The 20,282-nt window shown below is 34.9% G+C and carries 19 protein-coding genes; 6 read left to right on the top strand and 13 right to left on the bottom strand.

Annotated elements, in window-relative coordinates; all coding sequences use genetic code 11:
- Window positions 1–21: 21 nt before the first annotated feature.
- The 3 genes from HNS38_RS01395 to HNS38_RS01385 all read left to right on the top strand — a co-directional run bounded on the left by HNS38_RS01395 (window position 22) and on the right by HNS38_RS01385 (window position 2,352).
- Window positions 22–780, top strand: coding sequence for a C40 family peptidase (locus HNS38_RS01395; protein WP_172345862.1), 759 nt, complete (start codon window positions 22–24; stop codon window positions 778–780).
- Window positions 781–942: 162 nt separating this feature from the next.
- Window positions 943–2,055 carry a DNA replication/repair protein RecF gene (locus HNS38_RS01390; protein WP_172277985.1) on the top strand — a complete coding sequence of 371 codons (1,113 nt, stop codon included), beginning with the start codon at window positions 943–945 and terminating at the stop codon, window positions 2,053–2,055.
- A gap of 3 nt (window positions 2,056–2,058) precedes the next feature.
- Complete coding sequence (locus HNS38_RS01385) at window positions 2,059–2,352, top strand: DUF721 domain-containing protein (RefSeq protein WP_172277987.1); 294 nt, start codon at window positions 2,059–2,061, stop codon at window positions 2,350–2,352.
- A 64-nt stretch (window positions 2,353–2,416) separates the two neighbouring features.
- Here the strand turns inward: HNS38_RS01385 and HNS38_RS01380 are convergent, their stop codons facing one another.
- From HNS38_RS01380 to HNS38_RS01365, 4 genes are all read right to left on the bottom strand, one after another.
- On the bottom strand, window positions 2,417–5,353 hold the full coding sequence (locus HNS38_RS01380; RefSeq protein WP_172277989.1) for a GEVED domain-containing protein: 2,937 nt from the start codon (window positions 5,351–5,353) through the stop codon (window positions 2,417–2,419).
- Between the two features lie 270 nt (window positions 5,354–5,623).
- Window positions 5,624–6,940: a hypothetical protein gene (locus HNS38_RS01375; RefSeq protein WP_216663609.1), complete on the bottom strand. Its 1,317-nt coding sequence runs from the start codon at window positions 6,938–6,940 to the stop codon at window positions 5,624–5,626.
- A gap of 20 nt (window positions 6,941–6,960) precedes the next feature.
- Window positions 6,961–7,725 (bottom strand): GIN domain-containing protein, encoded by a 765-nt coding sequence (locus tag HNS38_RS01370; RefSeq protein ID WP_172277993.1) that lies wholly within the window; start codon window positions 7,723–7,725, stop codon window positions 6,961–6,963.
- Window positions 7,725–8,900 carry an acyloxyacyl hydrolase gene (locus HNS38_RS01365; protein WP_172345861.1) on the bottom strand — a complete coding sequence of 392 codons (1,176 nt, stop codon included), beginning with the start codon at window positions 8,898–8,900 and terminating at the stop codon, window positions 7,725–7,727. Before HNS38_RS01365 ends, HNS38_RS01370 begins: the two co-directional genes overlap by 1 nt.
- Before the next feature lie 129 nt (window positions 8,901–9,029).
- Here HNS38_RS01365 and mazG point away from each other — a divergent pair, with 129 nt between their 5' ends.
- Entirely contained in the window at window positions 9,030–9,797 is a 768-nt protein-coding gene (gene mazG / locus HNS38_RS01360; protein ID WP_172277997.1) for a nucleoside triphosphate pyrophosphohydrolase, read from the top strand.
- 30 nt (window positions 9,798–9,827) lie between these two features.
- Here the strand turns inward: mazG and HNS38_RS01355 are convergent, their stop codons facing one another.
- The 9 genes from HNS38_RS01355 to HNS38_RS01315 form a co-directional block, all read right to left on the bottom strand.
- Window positions 9,828–11,636, bottom strand: coding sequence for a hypothetical protein (locus tag HNS38_RS01355; protein WP_172345860.1), 1,809 nt, complete (start codon window positions 11,634–11,636; stop codon window positions 9,828–9,830).
- A gap of 111 nt (window positions 11,637–11,747) precedes the next feature.
- A complete protein-coding gene (locus HNS38_RS01350) occupies window positions 11,748–12,152 on the bottom strand; it encodes a hypothetical protein (RefSeq protein ID WP_172278001.1) in 405 nt (134 codons plus the stop codon).
- Window positions 12,153–12,164: 12 nt separating this feature from the next.
- Window positions 12,165–12,413 (bottom strand): putative signal transducing protein, encoded by a 249-nt coding sequence (locus HNS38_RS01345; protein ID WP_172278003.1) that lies wholly within the window; start codon window positions 12,411–12,413, stop codon window positions 12,165–12,167.
- A 240-nt stretch (window positions 12,414–12,653) separates the two neighbouring features.
- Window positions 12,654–13,463 carry a nitroreductase family protein gene (locus HNS38_RS01340; RefSeq protein ID WP_172278005.1) on the bottom strand — a complete coding sequence of 270 codons (810 nt, stop codon included), beginning with the start codon at window positions 13,461–13,463 and terminating at the stop codon, window positions 12,654–12,656.
- Between the two features lie 57 nt (window positions 13,464–13,520).
- Window positions 13,521–14,402: a M90 family metallopeptidase gene (locus HNS38_RS01335; protein ID WP_172345859.1), complete on the bottom strand. Its 882-nt coding sequence runs from the start codon at window positions 14,400–14,402 to the stop codon at window positions 13,521–13,523.
- 68 nt (window positions 14,403–14,470) lie between these two features.
- On the bottom strand, window positions 14,471–15,310 hold the full coding sequence (locus HNS38_RS01330; protein ID WP_172278009.1) for a sialate O-acetylesterase: 840 nt from the start codon (window positions 15,308–15,310) through the stop codon (window positions 14,471–14,473).
- A 119-nt stretch (window positions 15,311–15,429) separates the two neighbouring features.
- Window positions 15,430–16,800, bottom strand: coding sequence for a dipeptidase (locus tag HNS38_RS01325; RefSeq protein WP_172278011.1), 1,371 nt, complete (start codon window positions 16,798–16,800; stop codon window positions 15,430–15,432).
- Window positions 16,801–16,816: 16 nt separating this feature from the next.
- A complete protein-coding gene (locus HNS38_RS01320) occupies window positions 16,817–17,698 on the bottom strand; it encodes an exopolyphosphatase (RefSeq protein WP_172345858.1) in 882 nt (293 codons plus the stop codon).
- A 144-nt stretch (window positions 17,699–17,842) separates the two neighbouring features.
- Window positions 17,843–18,301: a type I restriction enzyme HsdR N-terminal domain-containing protein gene (locus tag HNS38_RS01315; RefSeq protein ID WP_172278015.1), complete on the bottom strand. Its 459-nt coding sequence runs from the start codon at window positions 18,299–18,301 to the stop codon at window positions 17,843–17,845.
- 133 nt (window positions 18,302–18,434) lie between these two features.
- On the opposite strand from HNS38_RS01315, the gene HNS38_RS01310 reads away from it, so the two are divergent.
- Both HNS38_RS01310 and holA read left to right on the top strand, forming a co-directional pair.
- The gene (locus HNS38_RS01310) at window positions 18,435–19,211 is read left to right on the top strand and encodes an AMP nucleosidase (protein WP_172278017.1); all 777 of its coding nucleotides are present in this window, start codon (window positions 18,435–18,437) and stop codon (window positions 19,209–19,211) included.
- A gap of 5 nt (window positions 19,212–19,216) precedes the next feature.
- Window positions 19,217–20,230 (top strand): DNA polymerase III subunit delta, encoded by a 1,014-nt coding sequence (gene holA, locus HNS38_RS01305; protein ID WP_172278019.1) that lies wholly within the window; start codon window positions 19,217–19,219, stop codon window positions 20,228–20,230.
- Window positions 20,231–20,282: the final 52 nt, after the last annotated feature.

The following is a 20,282-nucleotide window of genomic DNA, read 5'->3' as shown; positions in this document are numbered from 1 at the left end:
TATTCCAATAAATACAAACTTATGAGCTTTGGTTTTTGCCACCTTTCGATAGTTCCCATGAGGAAAGATCCATCAGATACCAGTGAAATGATTTCCCAATTATTATTTGGCGATGTTTTTGAAGTCCTTGAAAAAACGACCAAAAATTGGATTCTTATTCGCAATTCATACGATAATTACGAAGGATATATAGATCCTAAACAGCAATTAGAAATGAATAGCGAAGATTTTTTAGCTTCTCAAGAAAACAATTTTGTAAACAAAGAGATTACAAACATCACTAGTCCCTTTGGCCAACAGATTATTCCTCCAGCTTGTAGCTTTTCTGGAAAAGAAATGAAGCTTAATACAATGGTTTTTGAAGCCCCCGAAGATATAGTAGAGATTACAAAACCCAATTCTGAAGAAATCTTAAAGCTGGCCATGACTTATTTGAATGCTCCATATTTATGGGGCGGAAAAACGCCATTCGGAATTGATTGCTCAGGTTTAACACAAATGGTTTACAAAATGGCGGGGATTAAACTCTTTAGAGATGCCGCTCAACAAGCCACCCAAGGAGAAGTACTCAATTTTTTAGAGGAGGCTAAAATTGGAGATTTGGCTTTCTTCGATAATGAGGAGGGTAATATTATTCATGTGGGTATTATTATTTCGCCAAACGAGATTATTCATGCGAGTGGACAAGTAAGAATAGATACTCTTGATCATCAAGGGATATTTAATAAGGAAATTGGAGAGTATTCACATCAATTGCGCTTGGTAAAAACCTTTTTATAGATTCCTCTTCTACCCTGCTGGATTATACTTTATTCAAATTAGCAATAGTGAAGGTCTTCAAGAAACTCATAAATTGATTATCAGCTAATTCTGATTTCATATTTTTATTGCTTGAGGCTGCTATTTTTCTCTATCTTTGAATGGTAAAGAAGAAACCTAACCATGCACCTTAAACAACTGAAATTCACAAACTTCAAAAACTATACGGAGGGAGATATCTCCTTTTCTCCTAAGATAAATTGCTTTATTGGGAATAATGGCGTGGGCAAAACCAATATTTTGGATGCTATCTATTATTTATCATTTTGCAAGAGCTATTTTAATCCTATAGATTCTCAAAACATACGTCATACTCAGGATTTCTTTGCCATACATGGATATTATGAACAGCAAAATGGCTCTAACGATAAGGTACAATGCGTACTTAAACCCAATAAGAAAAAGCAGTTCAAACTCAATGACAAAGAATATGATCGCTTGGCCGACCATATCGGACTCTTACCACTCGTCATGATCTCACCTTACGATAGAGACCTCATCAACAACCATAGCGATGTGAGAAGAAAGTATTTAGATGGTGTGATATCACAATTTAACGGACTCTACCTCACCAACCTCCTCAATTATAATAAGGCCTTACAACAAAGAAATGCATTGCTCAAAAGCTTTGCCGAGAACAGAAGTTTTGATGCCGATCTATTAGAAATGTGGGATCATAAATTAAACGATTTGGGGAGTCAAATTTTTGAAGTCAGAGCTCAATTTATTGAAGATTTTCGCCCTATATTTCAGAAATATTTTAGTTTTATAAGCGATGGAAAGGAAGAGGTGGGCATTAAATATAATTCACAGCTTCATCAAAATGAACTCTCCCTCTTACTCAAAGAAAATTTGAGAAAAGACCAAGCCATTCGATATACATCTGTTGGAATTCATAAAGATGATTTAGAATTTACCATTTCCTCCTACCCTATTAAAAAATATGGTTCACAAGGCCAACAAAAGTCATATGTGATAGCCATCAAATTGGCTCAGTTTGAATATATGCGCCAAATTAAAAAGCAAAAACCCATTCTTTTACTCGATGATATCTTCGATAAATTAGACAGCCAAAGAGTAGAGCAAATCATTAAATTAGTTAATGAGGAAGAGTTTGGGCAAGTATTTATTACTGATACCCAGAAAGAAAGAATCGAGCATATTTTCGAACATAATTCTATGGATCATAAAATCTTTAGTATCGAAAATCAAGTTATTAGCCCTTTAAATTCATAAGATATGTTTAGTGGAAGAAAAGAAATGAGTATCGGAGATGTTTTAAAAAAAGTACTCCAAGAAAATGATTTAGAGGAGGGTGTTGACGAAACCAGACTCCTTCAAGAGTGGGAAAACATCATGGGAAAGCATATCTGCAACCATACTATAAGTAAACGAGTTTCTCAGTCGATTCTCTACGTTCATTTAGATTCTGCAGCGTTACGCCACGAGCTAAGCTATCGCCGCGACGAGTTAAAGAAAGCCCTCAATTATGCCGTTGGAAAAGAAGTGATTAAAGATATTGTTTTTGCATAAAAAGCTCTGAAAACAAAAAAAGCGGAACTATTGGTTCCGCTTTTTTTGTTTCATGGTATTGGGTTTATTTTACCAAAATCTTTCTCACCTTACCATATTCATCAGTTCCAAATCTAATGATATATAATCCAGGCTTTGCATAAGACATATCAATATCGTAAGTATAGCGATCGTTAGTCTTAATGACTCTATTATGCAATAAACATTGACCCATAGTATTATGAACATCGATTCTCAACGGCTCAGTAGTTTCAGCAGAGTTCATAGAAACTCTAAACTGATTATTACCCATATTGGCCACAATCATCTCCGCTTCTTGAAGAGGCATGGATTCAATTCCAACATAAGACAAAACATTAACCATATAATCTTCAGTTTCACCACCTTCAGGAATATCATTACAAGCTTGGTCATCACCAATGGGAACAATCCAACTTAACTTAACTCTCATTAAATGCTCACCTAAGTTAGCATTTTGTGGAATAATTAATTCTTCAGTTTGTGTATAGTCACCAGAACCTTGTCCATCTGCCATTTCAAAAGCAGCAACTACTTCATCAGCATCATAAACAAAATCATCATTAAAATCTATCCAAACTTTTACGAACTGATCTCCATAAGAGGCAGACATAATGAGTTCATGACTTGTGTTTCTTACCAAATCAGTCATTTGATTTACAAAGTCACCATATCCATTCTCAGAGCAACCACTTTCGTTATCAATGGTTCCCAATTGAATTCTAGCAATTTCATGATCATTGGCACAATTGGCCATTGGAATACAATTACTATTCACAACTAATTTATGTGTAGTATCATTATTCATATCTGTATCACCACTTAATGAGGTATAAGCTTTCATATAATGCATCCCTAAATCTGATAAATCAGCAGGGGAGGTAAAAGTATAATCTAGGGTTTCACCAAAAGCCAAAGGACCACTAACCACTTCCGATACTACCATACCATCGGCATCATAAGACACATCAAAATCACTTTGTTCTTCAGTACCAAAGTTTTTAATAGAGATACTTACTTGTTCGTCTGAGCTTAAGTTCTCACCAGTCATTGGTGTATTTATCATTGTAACTCCTAAATCGGTAGGACCATAATGCGTTACCTCTTTAATTACAGCATCATTACTAGGATCCTCATCGTCTGCTAGGCTTGTAAAAGCCATGATTTCATAGGTTTGACCAATTGTACTCATATCTGTTGTTTGAGCAAAAGTAAAACTCTCGTATCCCTGAGGCGCAATAGTAGCAGTAAATATTTCTGTTATAATATCGCCACCATCTATTTGATAATTCACTTCAAAATTCGCTTGCTCTGCCTCTCCTGCATTAAAAACAGTTATGGTAATCAACTCAGAATCTGTTAACAAACCATCCTCAGGTTGATCGACTGAAGCCACTCCTATATCATTCTGAAAATCAGGGGCGATTTTGAAAGCTCCTACCACATCTTTTCTACCACCATTAAAATACTCTGCAATATGCCAGAAAGTCTTATCATCACTAGGATCTAAAGTTAAGTGTACATAATCCGCTAATCTATTGGAAGGATTATTTGCTGTACTTTGTGCAATTAAGCTTTCATCAATGGTCATTTGTCCAACTGGATCAGAAGCATAACGTCCTGTAAAATAAATGGCAATCTTTTCAGTAGAACTCACTGTTGTATATCCCATTCCAATATTACCTTGACCATCCATAGCCATACTCCCCGAGAAAGCATCTTTATTATTATTAGGACTTACGAAAGTACCTTCTTGATAAATCTCCCATGGTTCTCCATCAGCAGTTTGGCGCATCTCGTACCAACGAATACCAGCTTTTTCTCCTGAGGATTCGACATCTACAACAAAATTAAAGATAGCTGAATTGTGGTCAGCGAATCTACGGTATTGTGCTTGGTTCATTACTGTTGCCTGCAATACATCTTGTTGTGGCCCTGATGGTTGTGGTCTATTTGAGAATGACCCGCCATCAAAAACAGATACAAATGGAGTTGTTGGAATTTGAACGGCGGTAGAGATTTCACTATTTGAAATATCTTCCCAATCGGCTGTAACACTCCATATTTTTAAATGATCTTCAGAAACTCCAGACCAAGCATCATCTTGCATATATACCACATAAGCAGGTTCTCCAACTGGAGGTAAATTGCCATCGGTGGTATTGAAAAACTGTGGACTATAGAATCCATTTTTTGCAAGACCTGGCATTGGAAGTAATACGAACTGCGCATCATCACCAACTAGCATCTTATCTCTTTCCATAATGAAGATTCTATTGGAACTATTGATATTGGCAGTGATATAGTAACCATCAGACCAAATAGAGAACTTAGGGTAATCTGGGAATGCTCCTGTTCCTAATCCTGAAGTATAAACATGCCAGTCGTCATTTACAGGATCTGGTCCTTGACAAATAGCAATATTTAAACCATTAGGGCTGTGATCAAATTCTGTGATTACAAACCTATCAGCTTCTACATCGTATAAAACAATAGGGTCTCCGGCATTATTCCCTGGAAATAGTGTAGATAAACTCATTGCAGAAGTCAATGGATTTCCTTCCTTATCAAAAACTCTAAATCCAGTATTCCAAGCACCAACAAAGTGGTTTGGACCTACTGCTCCAGTTGGATCCGAAGGAGTATATGGAGAAGTATTGGCATCGAAAACCAATAAAGCTTCTCTACCTTGTTTCTTAACCGCTCTTTCCTGATTAGCAACTAATGCATCACCATTAACTGGTAATCCTTTTCCTGGTACCACATTATTTACTCCTCTTCTCTTAGGATGCCCTGGTAATGGGTCCATATTAGGATCCGCTAATTGAATGGTTCCATTTGCAATTTGTTTTGCAATACTTGGAACTACTGTTGGCGTTGGTAGCATTCCAAATTCGGTAGCTTTTACTGATTGCTTTTCTTGTGCAAAGCCTGATATAGCTATTGCCAAAATAAACAACATCATTGATGATAAGTGTTTCATATTTTGTTTTTTATTATTCTTCTTATTTGACGTAAACGATTTCATTTCCTTGCAAAAGACAAGGATGTCAAAAACTAAGTTGTCTACCATTTAAAAAAGTATTTGATTCAAATCTGCCGACTCTATAGCTACGACCCTGTTTTATTGCACTATACAAAAGTACTGTAAAATCGATCTTATTATTAGCAAATGATATATATGCAGGGTATTTATGAGTTAATTAACAAGCGATGATGAAGATATAAAAAACCTTATGCACTTTGGGGAGTACTATTTAAGCTTTAGAGGATCAATAATAGAGTTCCAATACCATTCCTTATCCATATCTACAAAATGAATATGACCAATACGATAAAGATAGGTCTGTTTCTGATTAAATAATATTAAAAAGAACAAACTCGCCATAAATAAGTTGCGCCACTTTTTAATGGTAATATGTTCCAAAGCAAAAGCCAAGAGGATGGCAAAGACAAAAAGATACTCCACATAGACTCTTGATGAGAAACTTCCACCATACCACCAACTCCACCAACTGGCTAGCACGTATGTCAAAACTAGAAAAAATGCGAGTAAACTAAAAAAATGAAACTTATTCTTTAGAAATAAATAATAGCTTCCAAAGCAAGCCAAAAGGCATATCGGAGTATAAAGAAATAGTCCTTTTTTATAACTGAATAAAATATCTATCATATGAGAATCAAGAAAATCAAAATGGTCAGTTCCATATGAATAAATAATAAAGTGGCCAGTTTGTAGATAATATATTATGCCTTGAATAAACAACACTCCAAAAACACTCAAAAGAGCTCCAATAGTTGCAAGATATTTTTTTGTGAATAGTTCTTGAAGTCTTTGTTTAAAAACAGGGAAAGAGCCAGAAACAAATGGTAAAGCCAATATAACCAAACCATTTACAGGCCGAATCAGAACTATCATCCCGAACATAAGAGCAGCTATAATGAGATATTTGCTCTTAGCTTCAATAAAACATTTCTTGCTCCATAATACAAAAGCATTTACAGCAGCAAAGGAATACACATGCGACATACAAGGCTCGAAAGCGGCGTAATAAAACAGATGTGTTCCTAATCCAATAGAGAGCAGAACAATATTGATATTTGATTTTTTAATCTGATACAAAAGGAGGATCTTCCATAATAAATACAAACCAAGCACCATATAAAACAATCCTGCGATATTGACAAATACATAATAAATCTTTGAATATCCATCGCTATCATATCCCATGGGTTCACTTAGAGCATGAGCCATCAAAAAAAAGGGCAGTTCGGCTATGGCAGTACCTACATAATATTTATTTACTATACTACCTTGGTATTCATTTCTATAATCGAAGACCAATTGCGGAATAAAATACTTCTCGTTTTCAATTTTATCGTAGAATCCAAAAGATAAATCCTGATAGATGAATATAGCAGGTAAATATGCATAATATCCCTTTCCATCGTCGCGAATAATAGAATGCCATCTTTCGCCTCCCCACTTTACATTAGCGGCAGAAAAGACCAGAATAATACTGATGATGAATAATAGAAATGAAGTGCTATGTTTTTTGACCAAACCCATATGTAAAAATAGAAAATTCTTTAATCCATCTTGATTAAAATGCCACTACCAGTTTTATCAACCAATTCTTCAGCATCTCCCCAATAATAAATATTCCCAAGACTAGAAATAGTAGCTTCAATACGTAGATTTGCTTGAACATAACAGTTATTAGAACCATGATTGGCAATATAGGTAAAAGTAGATCTTAGATTCTGTGCATAGATAGGTCCAAAACTAGAGCCAGTAACATAACTTAAATGTGTATTACCTTTATAATACACATCTGCAGTTCCTATATGAAAATAGATGAAGTTCCTATACATTTCAACATCCATTTCCACTTTTCCTGCACCTTCCCAAATATTTAAAGTTAAAGAATCTTGAACAATAGTATTGGTACAACTAATATCTCCACTTCCTCGATATTCTATTTCATTAATGGTTTCAAAATTGGCATAAACAGTAATCTCTCTATCGAAATTCCTCATCCAATTGCAAGAGTTTCTGTTTTCAATTTTCAACACCCTATCATCTATATCTGTCCTAACTTTCTTTAGCACATTTTTCCCGCCGTGTACAGAGATAGAATAGTCGTTTCCTTGGGTAAGAACCAAATTCACATTATCACTTAAAACAATTTTATCAAAAGTGGTAGCTGGACGCTCCTGAGTAATATCTGAACCTGTACTTTTAAAACAATCAGTGGGGTCTCCTTTCTTACAAGAATTCAACCCTAACAATAATATAAAAAAGGTAAAAATATTAATCCATTTCAGAAATCTTAATGCGTTTCTCTTTTCCATTATCTCTTCCCCCAATCGTATTGTAAACGGTAACCTAGACCATAAGAAACAAATGCAGCACGAGCCCCATGAGCTCTTAAATTAACAGTTACAAAAGTATTTTTATAGGCCAAAACTTTTAATGTCATAGATTCATAAATATCACCCTCCGATTTTTCTCTTCCGCCCCAATAAAATCCAACACCTACTCCAATAATCAATCTTGACATTCTAAATTCATAAGTTGGTGCAATTCCAGGTCGCATAATGGTGATGAAACTAGGATTAATTATCCCTACTTGTTCTTGCTTGGCTTCATGACTACCGTCATAACTAAAATCAAATGAAAAACCTAAAGCACTAATTTCATTAAAATATTTTAGAGTACTCACTGAAGCCATATAAACATCAAAACGCTCTCCAAAAACATCCCCCATATTTTTTGTGGCATACCCTGCTAAAACATTAAATATAAATATTTTATTAGGCTTATAACTCCAAGGAGGTATGCTAGGTTTTCTTTGTGCAATCTTACTATTTGGCTCACTCAATCGCTGACTTACACCTGCAGAAAGCATTGGAAGATTCAAACCATAATTTGGTGTAGCGGTACTTCCATTACTAAAGTGAATCAAACTAAAACCAGCTGTTAATGCAGTTGACTTACTCAATTGCTTCCTATATTCTAACATTAAATTAATAGCCACATTTACATGAGAACCAATGGCAATATTCTTATAATTTGTTAGCGGATCGAATTTTTTGGTTAGATAGCCTAAACCTACTCCCAATCGAAATCCGAAATAATCATTTTTATGCCTGATAATAGGAAAGGAAACAAAAGGACAAACCGCAACAACCTGGCCTACTGCAGGATGGTCAGATAAGGTACTATAAAACAAGCTCACTCCTATAATAGGATAATTATGAATCTTTTCCCATTCCTTCTTTCCATAGGTATCTTTTACCAAACTGATTTCAAAACCTGGAATATGAGAATTAAAAGGTTCTAATTCGGTGTGATGATTGATAAGAAATCCATAATAGATACGGGGCTCAATCTGAAGATTGCTATTATACTTTTTGTGTTTGAAGGATTTCACTTTAAATTTAGAATAGGCGGATTGACTTCGCACTGGCACTATAACGACCAACAACAATATAAATAAAATCCAACTATTTTTAAGAATCCCCATGATGTATTTTCAGTTTGCAAAGAAAAGAAAATTAGATGTCTCCTCCTCTTTTTTCTGTAAAATAAGACAACGTAATAAAAAGCACTCTATTGTAACGAATTAAAAAACTACTTTTGCAAAAAAACTATAATGCAGGAGAAATTAAAAGCCTTCGAAAGACTATTAACCATCATGGATGAGCTTAGAGCGGGTTGTCCTTGGGACCAAAAACAAACTTTAGAAAGCCTCCGATATCTAACCATTGAAGAAGTATATGAATTATCAGATGCCATTTTGGATAAAGACATGACCGAAATAAAAAAAGAATTAGGCGATTTAATGCTGCATATGGTTTTTTATGCCAAAATAGGAAGCGAGACTCATTCTTTTGATATGGCCGATGTTTTAAATGGAATTAGTGAGAAGTTAATATTTCGCCATCCTCATATTTATGGCGATGTGAAAGCTAATGATGCCGAAACTGTAAAACAGAACTGGGAAAAACTAAAATTAAAAGAAGGTCGTGAATCGGTTCTTGATGGCGTACCTCAGTCTTTACCGGCAGTAGTTAAAGCCTACCGCATTCAAGAGAAAGTAAAAGGAGTTGGCTTCGATTGGGAAAAACCAGAGCAGGTTTGGGAGAAAGTAGAGGAGGAATTACAAGAATTTAAAGCAGAAGCAGAAAAAGAAAACGAGAAGGACAAGATGGAAGCTGAATTTGGCGATTTGATGTTTTCATTAATAAACTACGCTCGGTTCTTGGATATCAATCCTGAAGATGCATTAGAACGTACAAATAAAAAATTCATCAAGCGGTTTAAATACCTAGAAAGTGAAAGCAAGAAAGATGGAAAAGACATTTCAGATATGAGTCTTACCGAAATGGATGTGTATTGGAATAAAGCTAAAACATTATAGCCCTTTGCTTTTTGCCCTAAGCCCTAAGCCTCAAATCCCAGTTATTCCCATCTGTTTCATCAAGAAAGTGGCATTCAGGTTTTGCGAAATCCCATCTCTTAATTTATAATCAAAATGCAATTTCCCATCTACTAAGTCTACTTCGAAGCATTTGTTTTGAACGGAATCCGGGAAACTATCAATTAAAGTTCCTAGCTGAAGATCGTGAGTAGCAATCAAACCAACTGCTTTTAAGCCAATCAACTGAGCCACTAGAGCCTTACTCCCCATTTCCTTGTCTTTGCTATTGGTGCCTTTTAATATCTCATCAAGGATGATAAATAATGGCATTCCTGATTTAAGCTCCTCTATAATCCCTTGCAAGCGAAGTAATTCTGCATAGAAATAGGATTCATTACGAGCTAAACTATCTTTGGTTCTGATGCTGGTAAACATTTGAATCGGAGTGATTCTCAGCCTTTTCGCACATACTGCTGAACCAGCCATAGAGAGTATTAATTGTGCGCCTACCGTTCTTAAATAGGTACTCTTTCCTGCCATATTTGCTCCGGTAACTATATTAAACTGACCTAAACCCGGAAAACTAATATCATTGGCAACTCCAGTATCTTTTGGAAGTAATGGATGCGCTGCTTCTTCAGCTTCAAAAACAAAACCCTCCTCAATAATTTCTGGGAAAATAGATTCTGGATGATTATAGTTAAATGTTCCTAGAGATACTAAAGTTTCCATTTCTGCCAAAACAGCAAACCATTTCCCTACTGAAGTTCCATATTTTTGTCGCCAATTTTCCAATCGGATACTCTGCAATACATCCCAAACAGAAAAAAAGTTGAGGATGAACCAGCCAAACAAATTCAAACGGGTATCGAAAGCTTGTGATAATTTCGACAATTTCTTAATAGCTATTGAAGCGCTTTCATTTTCAAGTTTTAAATTTTCTTGAAGTTCTTTTAATGTGTCAGAGTCAAATAATTGTTTTTCAAAAGATTCAAAAACTGACTTCCATTGTTGTAAAGCAGAGGATTGCTTTCCCAGCTCTATATGATTGGCATTGATTCGCTTGGCGAAATAACCAGAAAACCCAAGAGGAACCACCATATACAACATGAATGTATTGAATCCCAATTGCCCATTTATCAAAAGGTATAACATAAAAAAGCTGAGAAGGGATATAAATGGAACAACTATTTTAAAAGCCCAATGACTAAATATTCCTTTTCGTACCGCCCATTCATTTAAACTTGAAATCGGGCTGGCTTTCTTTTTTTGGCTTGCGGTGGTTTGAGCTCCTAAAACTCGGAATTCTTGCATCCACTCGTGCCTCTTTGCCAATTCGCCTATAGCGACTTGTTGTGCTAATATTTTTGGTTTTTCAATAAAACCCTCCCCTAATCTGTTGGCTAAATCAGTTTTCCCTTGAGGACTATAAGTTCTGTTTAAATACTGAAACAAAGAGAAAGGGCCAAATACATCTAAATCGTAACTGAAATAGTGTTTCTCGTCTATATATTCTTCACCATCCTCAAAATTTGAATAATCATTATTTAATGCCTTAAGTTCATAGTCATTGATATCTCTATATAATTCATAGGCTTTCTTTAGCTTCAGAATCCGATTATGCCAAGTCACTAAAATGACAAAGGTGGCCAATCCAATAATAATAGTAGCAAAAACAATAGCCAGATCAAAAGAAGTAGAAATAAAAATAGCTAAAACCCAAAGCAAGAACCAGAGGACTCGAAATAAAGAAAGCCTTCTGTTTTTCTGGGTATATTCTTCTGCTAGTGCAGTATATTTGCGGAGTTGATTCTCGTAAAAATTGGTAATTTCTGACATGTTCTTGATTTAACAGCAAAATTAATTTTAATCTAAAATAATAGAGATTAAAAAAGCTTAAATCATGAAATTGTTTGTGAGAAAAAAGTTAAAACTGAAATACCTTTTCAATTAAGCATAAATCATAGCTAAAATAAAAGGAATGGTGATCATGATAGAAATAATCAATGGCTGCCAAAACTTCTTCTTTGGGTAAATACTTTCATCCATAAAGTTCCTTTTTTGGAATACATGCACAAGTATGAACCCTCCAACCATGTTCAATATCAAAACATAAGAAGCTTTTGGTTCCTTTGGTATATTCACTAAAAAAATGGTGAGGATGGTATATAAAATAGAAGCTCCTAAAATAGAATATGCCAGCCTCTTTTTACCAATACTAATTAAATTTTGCAGAAGTAAAACAGCACCGAAAATAGTTGCAAAGAGTACGGAAAACATCCAAATTACTTTTTCAGAGTAAATTTTAATTGGTGCTTCAGTTACTGGGACTTCTTGATGAATTGCTGAATTCATGTTTGATAAATATTAAAATAATGAAACAACATCAACATATGGACTGTTTTGAATAATTTCTTTGGCCTTCACGTATTCATCCGTATTTACGATAATGGTAATTCCTTCGTAGGTACTGCCAACATATGCAGTCATAACGGAGGAGGCTGGATTATCAGATCGGAGTAATGAATATATTTCAGATTCCTCTAAAAGACTTTTAATATCTTCAGCCATTATACGGTCATCTGTTTTGAGAAGCGCTTGAGTGTCGTTTGCCATAATTTTGTTTTGAGAACCAAAGATAAGAAATGATTTTTAAACGTTATAGTGTTTAAACTAAAAATTCAAACTAAATATATCCTTTCAAATAGTAAGCTAAGTGTAGAATTTATTATTTTTCGACAACAATGTCCAATGCATGCTTCATTTTAAAAGAAAATTCTTCATTACATTGGTTCAGAAAGGCTTTGTAACGAATATTCAGGACTTAGAAATCACTAAATATTAATGAGGGTCTATTTATTTCACACTAAACAAATAAGAATAGTTGTTATTTGGTAAAGTAATTTTAGGATTTTGGATGATGATTTCAGTTTTTCCACTGACAATAACATAATGAGCGAGTGCAATTCCCATATCCACCATTTGTATATCATAGCCTAATGAGCTGCCATATTTTGGAGTTCTGGCTATGAAAAAATGAGCTTTTTCATCCTTAGTAATTACAATTCTCCATGGCTGTTTGTTAGATGCACTAGGTGCCAATCTCACATACTCTAATAACTCCTTCCACTTTTCAGATATTATAGGACTTTGAAAATCATTTTGAAAAAAGAGAGAATCGAAATCTAAACGGCTATCGGCTTTAGCCATTTTGCGAATGATTTTCCCAAACAAATGAGCTTGTTCAGCTGCGTATCCTATTGGAGAGATAATGGGAATAAAATCACCCTCCTCTAATTCTTCTTCAACTTGTAATTTTTTTCTTTGAAAAGTACCTCCTAACCAACAAGTGCTGATCTTATTTTGCTGTAGAAAGAGAATTAAATTTTCTACTACAAAACCCAAATCCAATAGATTCTCTTGATTTCTCTTACATATAGTCACTAAAAAAGAAGGTGCTTTCTTCACAAATCCATATGTTGCTATCTTTTCATCTTTTAAATCTAAATCTTTGAATATGATTTTGATGACATTTCCGAAAGGTCCAATTAAATTTTTGGGCTGAGATAAATAAGACAGAAGCAATTCCTTATCTTTAATGGTAAGAGATTCTCCAGTATATTTTCTTATCGACTTTCGACTGATGATGGCTTCTTTGATTTCCATATTGAAATGAGGATATGTTTATAAATTCAAAATTAAGCAATAATTATTGATCTGTACTTAATAATGATTTCTACCACAGCACTTTTTAAATTTCTTGCCACTATTACAAGGGCAAGGACTGTTTCTACCAATACTCAATTTCTCCTTTTCCAAGGCTCTCGCACTCATATCTTGATTAAAAACCTCCTCTAATAGTTGATATAATTCAGGGTGTTTTCGTTTTAATAGCTGGGGTCGTTCAAAGAAATATTCGCTAATCACTGAAAAGAATTCACTTCTATTGGTGGCTCCATAGGGGTTAATATCTGATTTATTGGCATATATCTCATCTATCTTTTTATTGATTAAATCAATCCAAGGGATAACATATTGCTTATCGAGCAATAATTCCGGAACACCATCTATAACTCCATCTGTTTTATCTATCAGATGAACAAACTCATGGACCGCAGTATTTTTCTTATCACTTGCATTACTAAACCCATGATGCAATGCTTTTTTAGAGAGAATCATTTTGCCCGCCATATATCCACTTCCTACCATCCCCAAAATACTCCTTCCTTCTCTTTGGGTTTCAAATTTTTCATTAAAAGAGGATGGATATACCAGCACCTCATATAGACGGGTATATTTCCATTCAGGGAATTGAAAAATTGGAATAATGGCACTGGCCGCAATCAATATCTCATCTTTTTGATCAACATTAGTTTCAATACCAGTGATTCTCACATTCAATAAAAACTCTTGAATCTTAAACTCAAAAAGCTTCTCTTCTTCGCTATTTAATGAATTATAAAAGGCTACATTTTCCATTAAAATCACCTTCCAAGGAGTTGGAAAAGGTTTTTGAGGAATCTTCCATTCTGATTTTTTGCTATTTCTGAGTCTAAAGAAAATTATCAATGCGATTAGTAGAATAATAAGGACAATGAATTCCATAAATGATTTTTGTACGTTTTAAGTGAGTAAATATAGCACTATTCTTTTGACTGGATTATACACTCCCACTATTTAACTAGTGATAACATTTCCTGAGCATATCGTTTACCTAGTTCTCTCACACCCTCCGAATTAAAATGAACACTATCCTCACGAACTAAGCATCCTCTGGAGGAAATTACATGTGCTGTAGGAATTAAATCAGGCAGTTGATTGATGATAGGATTCATGCTAGCACAAATCCCACCCTGTTCTTCATGTACCACTTCTCCTGCCAATAATGGGACTTCTTTGGCATTCAATGATAAATCAGACAATATATTTTCATAAATAGTTTTTACATAATTCGGCCATTGCTCATCTCCAGTATTGGTTTCTCCTTGATGAAGAATAATCCCCTTTATCACTCCATCTTTCTGCGCTTTTTTAGCCAAAGAAATCAAACATTGATATGGATTCCCTTCATACCCATTTACCTTATCAATAAACCAATCTTCAGGATATGTTCGGGTATAATTTTGATATAAATCCTTATCAAACAAACGTATATCACATCCTCCTATGGCTACGTTTATAATGCCAATAGAAATATCTTGAGGAAGCTCTTCAACCATGGTTCTACCAAAATAATCAGCAGGAGAAAGCCCCGAATAACATTGAGACAGAGGAGGATTAGCCGTATACCATTTCCCTTTTCCTCTTTCTAAGTTTGGACAATCCATTGATGCCATCATTTTGAACCGAGGGTCGACGACCCTATCCTGCTCCTCTATAGCTGCTGACCCTTCCATATTAGATTGACCAAAGCATAAATAGATATGAAAGTTTTGATTTTGTGAGAACATAGTGGTGCTGATTAGTAAAAATAAGGAAAGAATTAGGTTTCCAGCTATTGGCTTGGTTTTCATAGTCGTTTTAGTTGTGATATTTGATAGTCCTACAAAAATAAAATAAATTCTTTAGGGGATGGCATAAAAAAAACACTCCCCAGTTATTGAAGAGTGCTGTATCTTTAAAATGACAATTCTTATTTTGTCATTTCAGCATAGTGCTTATAGAATCCGATAATAGACTCAATACCATTATAGAATTGCTCTAAAGCGTAGTTTTCGTTTGGTGAGTGAATGGCATCTGATTCTAAACCAAAGCCCATCAATACAGATTTAATTCCTAAAATCTTTTCGAAATCAGAAATAATAGGAATAGATCCTCCTGAGCGAACTGGTACAGGACGCTGACCAAATACATCAATTAGTGCTTTCTCAGCAGCTTGATAAGCTACAAAGTCGATTGGACAAACATAACCATAACCACCATGTAGGTAATTCACCTTTACCTTCACACTCTTAGGAGCGATGCTTTCGAAATACGCTCCAAATAATTTAGAGATTTTCTGATGATCTTGGTTAGGAACCAAACGAGTTGAAATTTTGGCATGGGCCTTAGAAGGAAGTACTGTTTTAGCACCTTCTCCTGTATATCCACCCCAGATTCCACAAACATCAAAGCTTGGGCGAATTCCTGTTCTTTCTAAAGTAGTAAAACCATCTTCACCGGCTAACTCGTCAACATCCAATGCTTTCTTGTATTCTTCAGCATTAAATGGCGCTCTTCCTAATAATTCACGTTCTTCAGCAGAAACCTCTTCTACATCATCATAGAAACCTGGAACAGTTACTTTACCATTTTCATCTTGTAAATGAGTAATCATTTTAGCCAATACATTGATTGGATTAGCCACAGCACCACCAAATAATCCTGAGTGTAGATCTTGATTTGGTCCAGTAACCTCCACTTCCCAATATGCTAAGCCACGCAAACCAGTTGTAATAGTTGGGGTTTGTGGATTAATCATGCTGGTATCAGAAACCAAAATCACGTCGGCTTTCAACATGTCTTTATGCGCTTCACACCATTTTGGTAAATTTGGAGAACCTATTTCTTCTTCTCCTTCAATCATGAATTTTACATTCACTTTTAAAAGATCATTTTTTAGAACATATTCAAACGCTTTGGCATGCATGAATCCTTGTCCTTTATCATCATTAGCTCCACGAGCCCAGATTCGACCATCTCTTACTTCTGGCTCAAAAGGAGGAGAATCCCATAATTCTAGAGGATCAACTGGCATGACATCCATATGACCATAAACCATAACTGTAGGCAATGCAGGATCTACAATCTTTTCTCCATAAGTTACAGGATTACCATCTGTCTCAAAGATTCCTGCTTTATCAACACCAGCTTCTAAAAGCAGTTTTTTCCAATATTCAGCTGCTCTATACATTTCTGGCTTGTTTTCTGCTATGGAACTGATAGATGGAATTCTAATTAATCCAAATAGTTCTTCAAGAAACCTTTCCTTATTCTCTTGAATATAATTTTTAACTTCTGACATTTTATATACTTTTTATTTACAATCGTTTATACTCTTTATATTGTTTCAGAATCAATCCATCAGCCAATCCTTTGCGAGGTACAAAAATAGAAGAGGCTTTAACTGTATTCATCACAAATCGATAGATATATGCCGCAGGTACAATCACATCGGCTCTATCAGGACGAAAGCCATAATGAGAGATTCTGTCTTCAATGCTCATATTTTTGAGCTGCTGATAACCAAATTCTAAATTCCCAATATTCAACTCTTGTCTGTCGTTATTTCCATACAACTTACAAAGCCGGTTAATATTGCCACCAGTTCCTACGATATGAAAATCATGGAATTTTGAATCGTACTCCTCCAACCACATTTTCATATCACTCCAAACTTTGTTCTTCACCTTGTTGTTGAGCATTCTCAATGTTCCAACCTTAAAAGATTTTTGTTTCAACAGCTTACCTTCTCTTTCAATACTCAACTCTACACTTCCGCCTCCAACATCCATAAACAAAGCATAATGCTTAGGTGTTGGAAAAATGATTCGGTTTGTATTTCTTAAAATTTCTGCTTCTTGTCTTCCTTCAATAATTTGGATTTTCAGACCTGTTTCTTTTTTAATCTTTGATAAAATCTCTTCACTATTTTTAGATTCTCTCATGGCCGCTGTGGCGCAAGCAATATATCCGATAGGCTGGTATACATCTATCAATAACTTAAAAGCTTTCATTGTTTTAATAAAAGATTTAGCCTTTTCTTTACTAATAATACCATCATTATAAACATCCTCTCCTAATCGTGTTGGAATGCGGATAAGAGAAGCTTTATCTAATTTCACTATTCCATCTTTATCGTAAGCATTGGCAAACAATAATCGGGCAGCATTGGAACCTATATCTATAGCAGCAAAAAGCATTTATCTCAATTTAAACTTCAAAAATAAGTAGAATATTCCGAAGGAAAAAACGGAATAAAATGTTTGCAAATTTCTAACATTAGTGAACTTTATCGCATTGATATCCGTCATAGAAAACTAAGAGCACTCATTGGTAAACAGAATTTAAACAATCTCGTCATAAGAAGGAATATCCTGGAGAAAATAATACTTCTGATTTTGAAAATCGAGTTGGCAACAGAAATGCTCTAAGCCATTAGTAACAATAAGGTAGTCCACCTTCATACTTAGATTATACCGTGCAATTTGATCAAAAACCTTTTGATCTATTTTTACTGATGGGGCCTTGCATTCTACCAATAACAATGGATGACCAAAGTGATTAAAAGCAACCACATCGGCACGTCGTTTTAAGGAATTTACTTTCAAACTATATTCTAGAGCCAATAATCCAGCTGGATATTTCTTTTCTTCCATCATATAATGAACAAAAAGTTGTCTAACCTCTTCCTCAGGAGTCAGTATCAACCACTTTTTTCTAAGTACGTCAAACACTTCCACTTTTCCTTCGTTCTGACGAAGTCTTAGTTTTTTAGATGGAAGGTTAAAGCGATTTAAACTCATGACTATAATTTTGGTAAAAGTAGAAAATATAGCGTTTCTAAATTGAAAAAATTGAATCTAATGTTAATAATATATGCTAAAAAGAGGAGTCTAGAATAGCTAGAATTACCTATATTTGTGCGAAATTTCATCTATGAAAACCAAAAAACAAATTGTCAGTAACTGGTTGGTAAGATATACCGGAATACAGCTGAAAGACTTTGGTAAGTATATCCTGCTCACTAATTTTCAAAATTATGTAGATTTATTTGCTGAAAGACACGGAGTTGAGCCTACAAGTAGAGATTTAGCCATGCCCTCGGCCACCGCTGAGGACATCACCATCATTAACTTTAGTATGGGAAGTCCAAATGCAGCTACCATTATGGATTTAATTAGTGCAGTGGAACCTAAAGCTTGTTTGTTTTTAGGTAAATGTGGGGGCCTAAAGAAGAAAAATAAATTAGGGGATTTCATTTTACCTATTGCCGCTATTAGAGGAGACGGTACTAGTAATGATTATATGCCTCCTGAAGTTCCTGCCTTACCAGCATTTAGCTTACAAAGAGCTATTTCGAGTATCATTAGAAGTCGAGGTTTCGACTACTGGACAGGCACAGTATATACCACCAATAGAAGAGTCTGGGAGCATGACAACGAGTTTAAAGATTATTTGAGAGAAACTAGGGCCATGGCCATTGAAATGGAAACTGCAACCATCTTCACTGTTGGATTCCATAATGAAATACCAACGGGAGCTCTTTTACTCATCTCCGATCAACCCATGATTGCTGATGGGGTTAAAACCTCGAAAAGTGACAAATTAATAACAGAAAACTTCGCAGAGAAACATTTAGAAATAGGTATCGCAGCTTTGATGGAAATCAAACATAATAGAACAGCAGTGAAACACCTTAGATTCGATATTTAAAAGATATGCCAGAACTCCAATACGACGACATCCTCAGAGATCTACAAAACAAGATTTACTATCCTGTGTATTTATTATCAGGAGAGGAGGCCTTTTTTATAGATTCCATCACGAGCTTTATTGAAGAGAATGTGTTGGATGCCATGGAGCGGGAGTTCAATCAAACAGTGGTTTATGGACTAGATACCAATGTGAGCTCTTTGATTAATTTGGTAAGAAGCTATCCCATGTCAGCGAATCATCAAGTAGTGATAGTGAAAGAAGCTCAAAACTTAAAAGGATTAAACGAGCTGGAAGCTTACTTTAAAAACCCTTCAGACTCAACAATTTTAGTTTTAGCATATAAACATAAGGATTTCGACAAGAGAACCACAGTGTACAAAGCCATTAAGAAACAAGGAGTCACTTACCATTCCAAAAAGCTTTGGGAGAACAAAATCCCAAGCTGGATTCAAAGTTATATTGAAAAAAATTCATTTAAAATTAAACCGGCTGAAAGTGCTTTACTGGCAGAATACCTTGGTAATGATTTGAGCAAAATAACCAATGAACTCAAAAAACTGACCATAAGCCTTAAAAAAGGTGATTTGATTACTCCTGATGTGATTGAAGAAAACACCGGAATCAGTAAAGAGTATAATGTATTTGCATTGCAGAATGCTATTGCAGAAAAGGATATTCTCCAATGTAATAAAATAGTACAGTATTTCATAGGTGATGAGAAAAACCATTCCATTCATGGAGTTATTCCTGTACTTCATAGTTTCTTTTATAAGTCGCTTGTTTTATTCCAACTTCCCAACAAAAGTGACTCAAAAGGTGTCGCTTCAAGGTTAGGTATTCACCCAGGATTAGTTTTTCGCTATCAGCAATGTGCTAGGAACTACCAACCCATGAAACTTTTTGCCATCATTGGTTATTTAAAAGATGCCGATTTAAAGGCAAAGGGTGTGGGAGCCACTGGAAATCTAAGCAGTGGTGAAATATTGCGTGAGTTGATATTTAAGATTTTACATTAAAATTTAAGACATAAAAAAAACGCTTCAAGAAGCGTTTTTTTTACTTTATATC

The sequence above is a fragment of the Lentimicrobium sp. L6 genome, assembly GCF_013166655.1.
GTDB lineage: Bacteria > Bacteroidota > Bacteroidia > Bacteroidales > UBA12170 > UBA12170.
The sequence above is the reverse complement of the archived record's forward strand: the minus strand, read 5'-3'. Positions and strand labels throughout refer to the sequence as shown.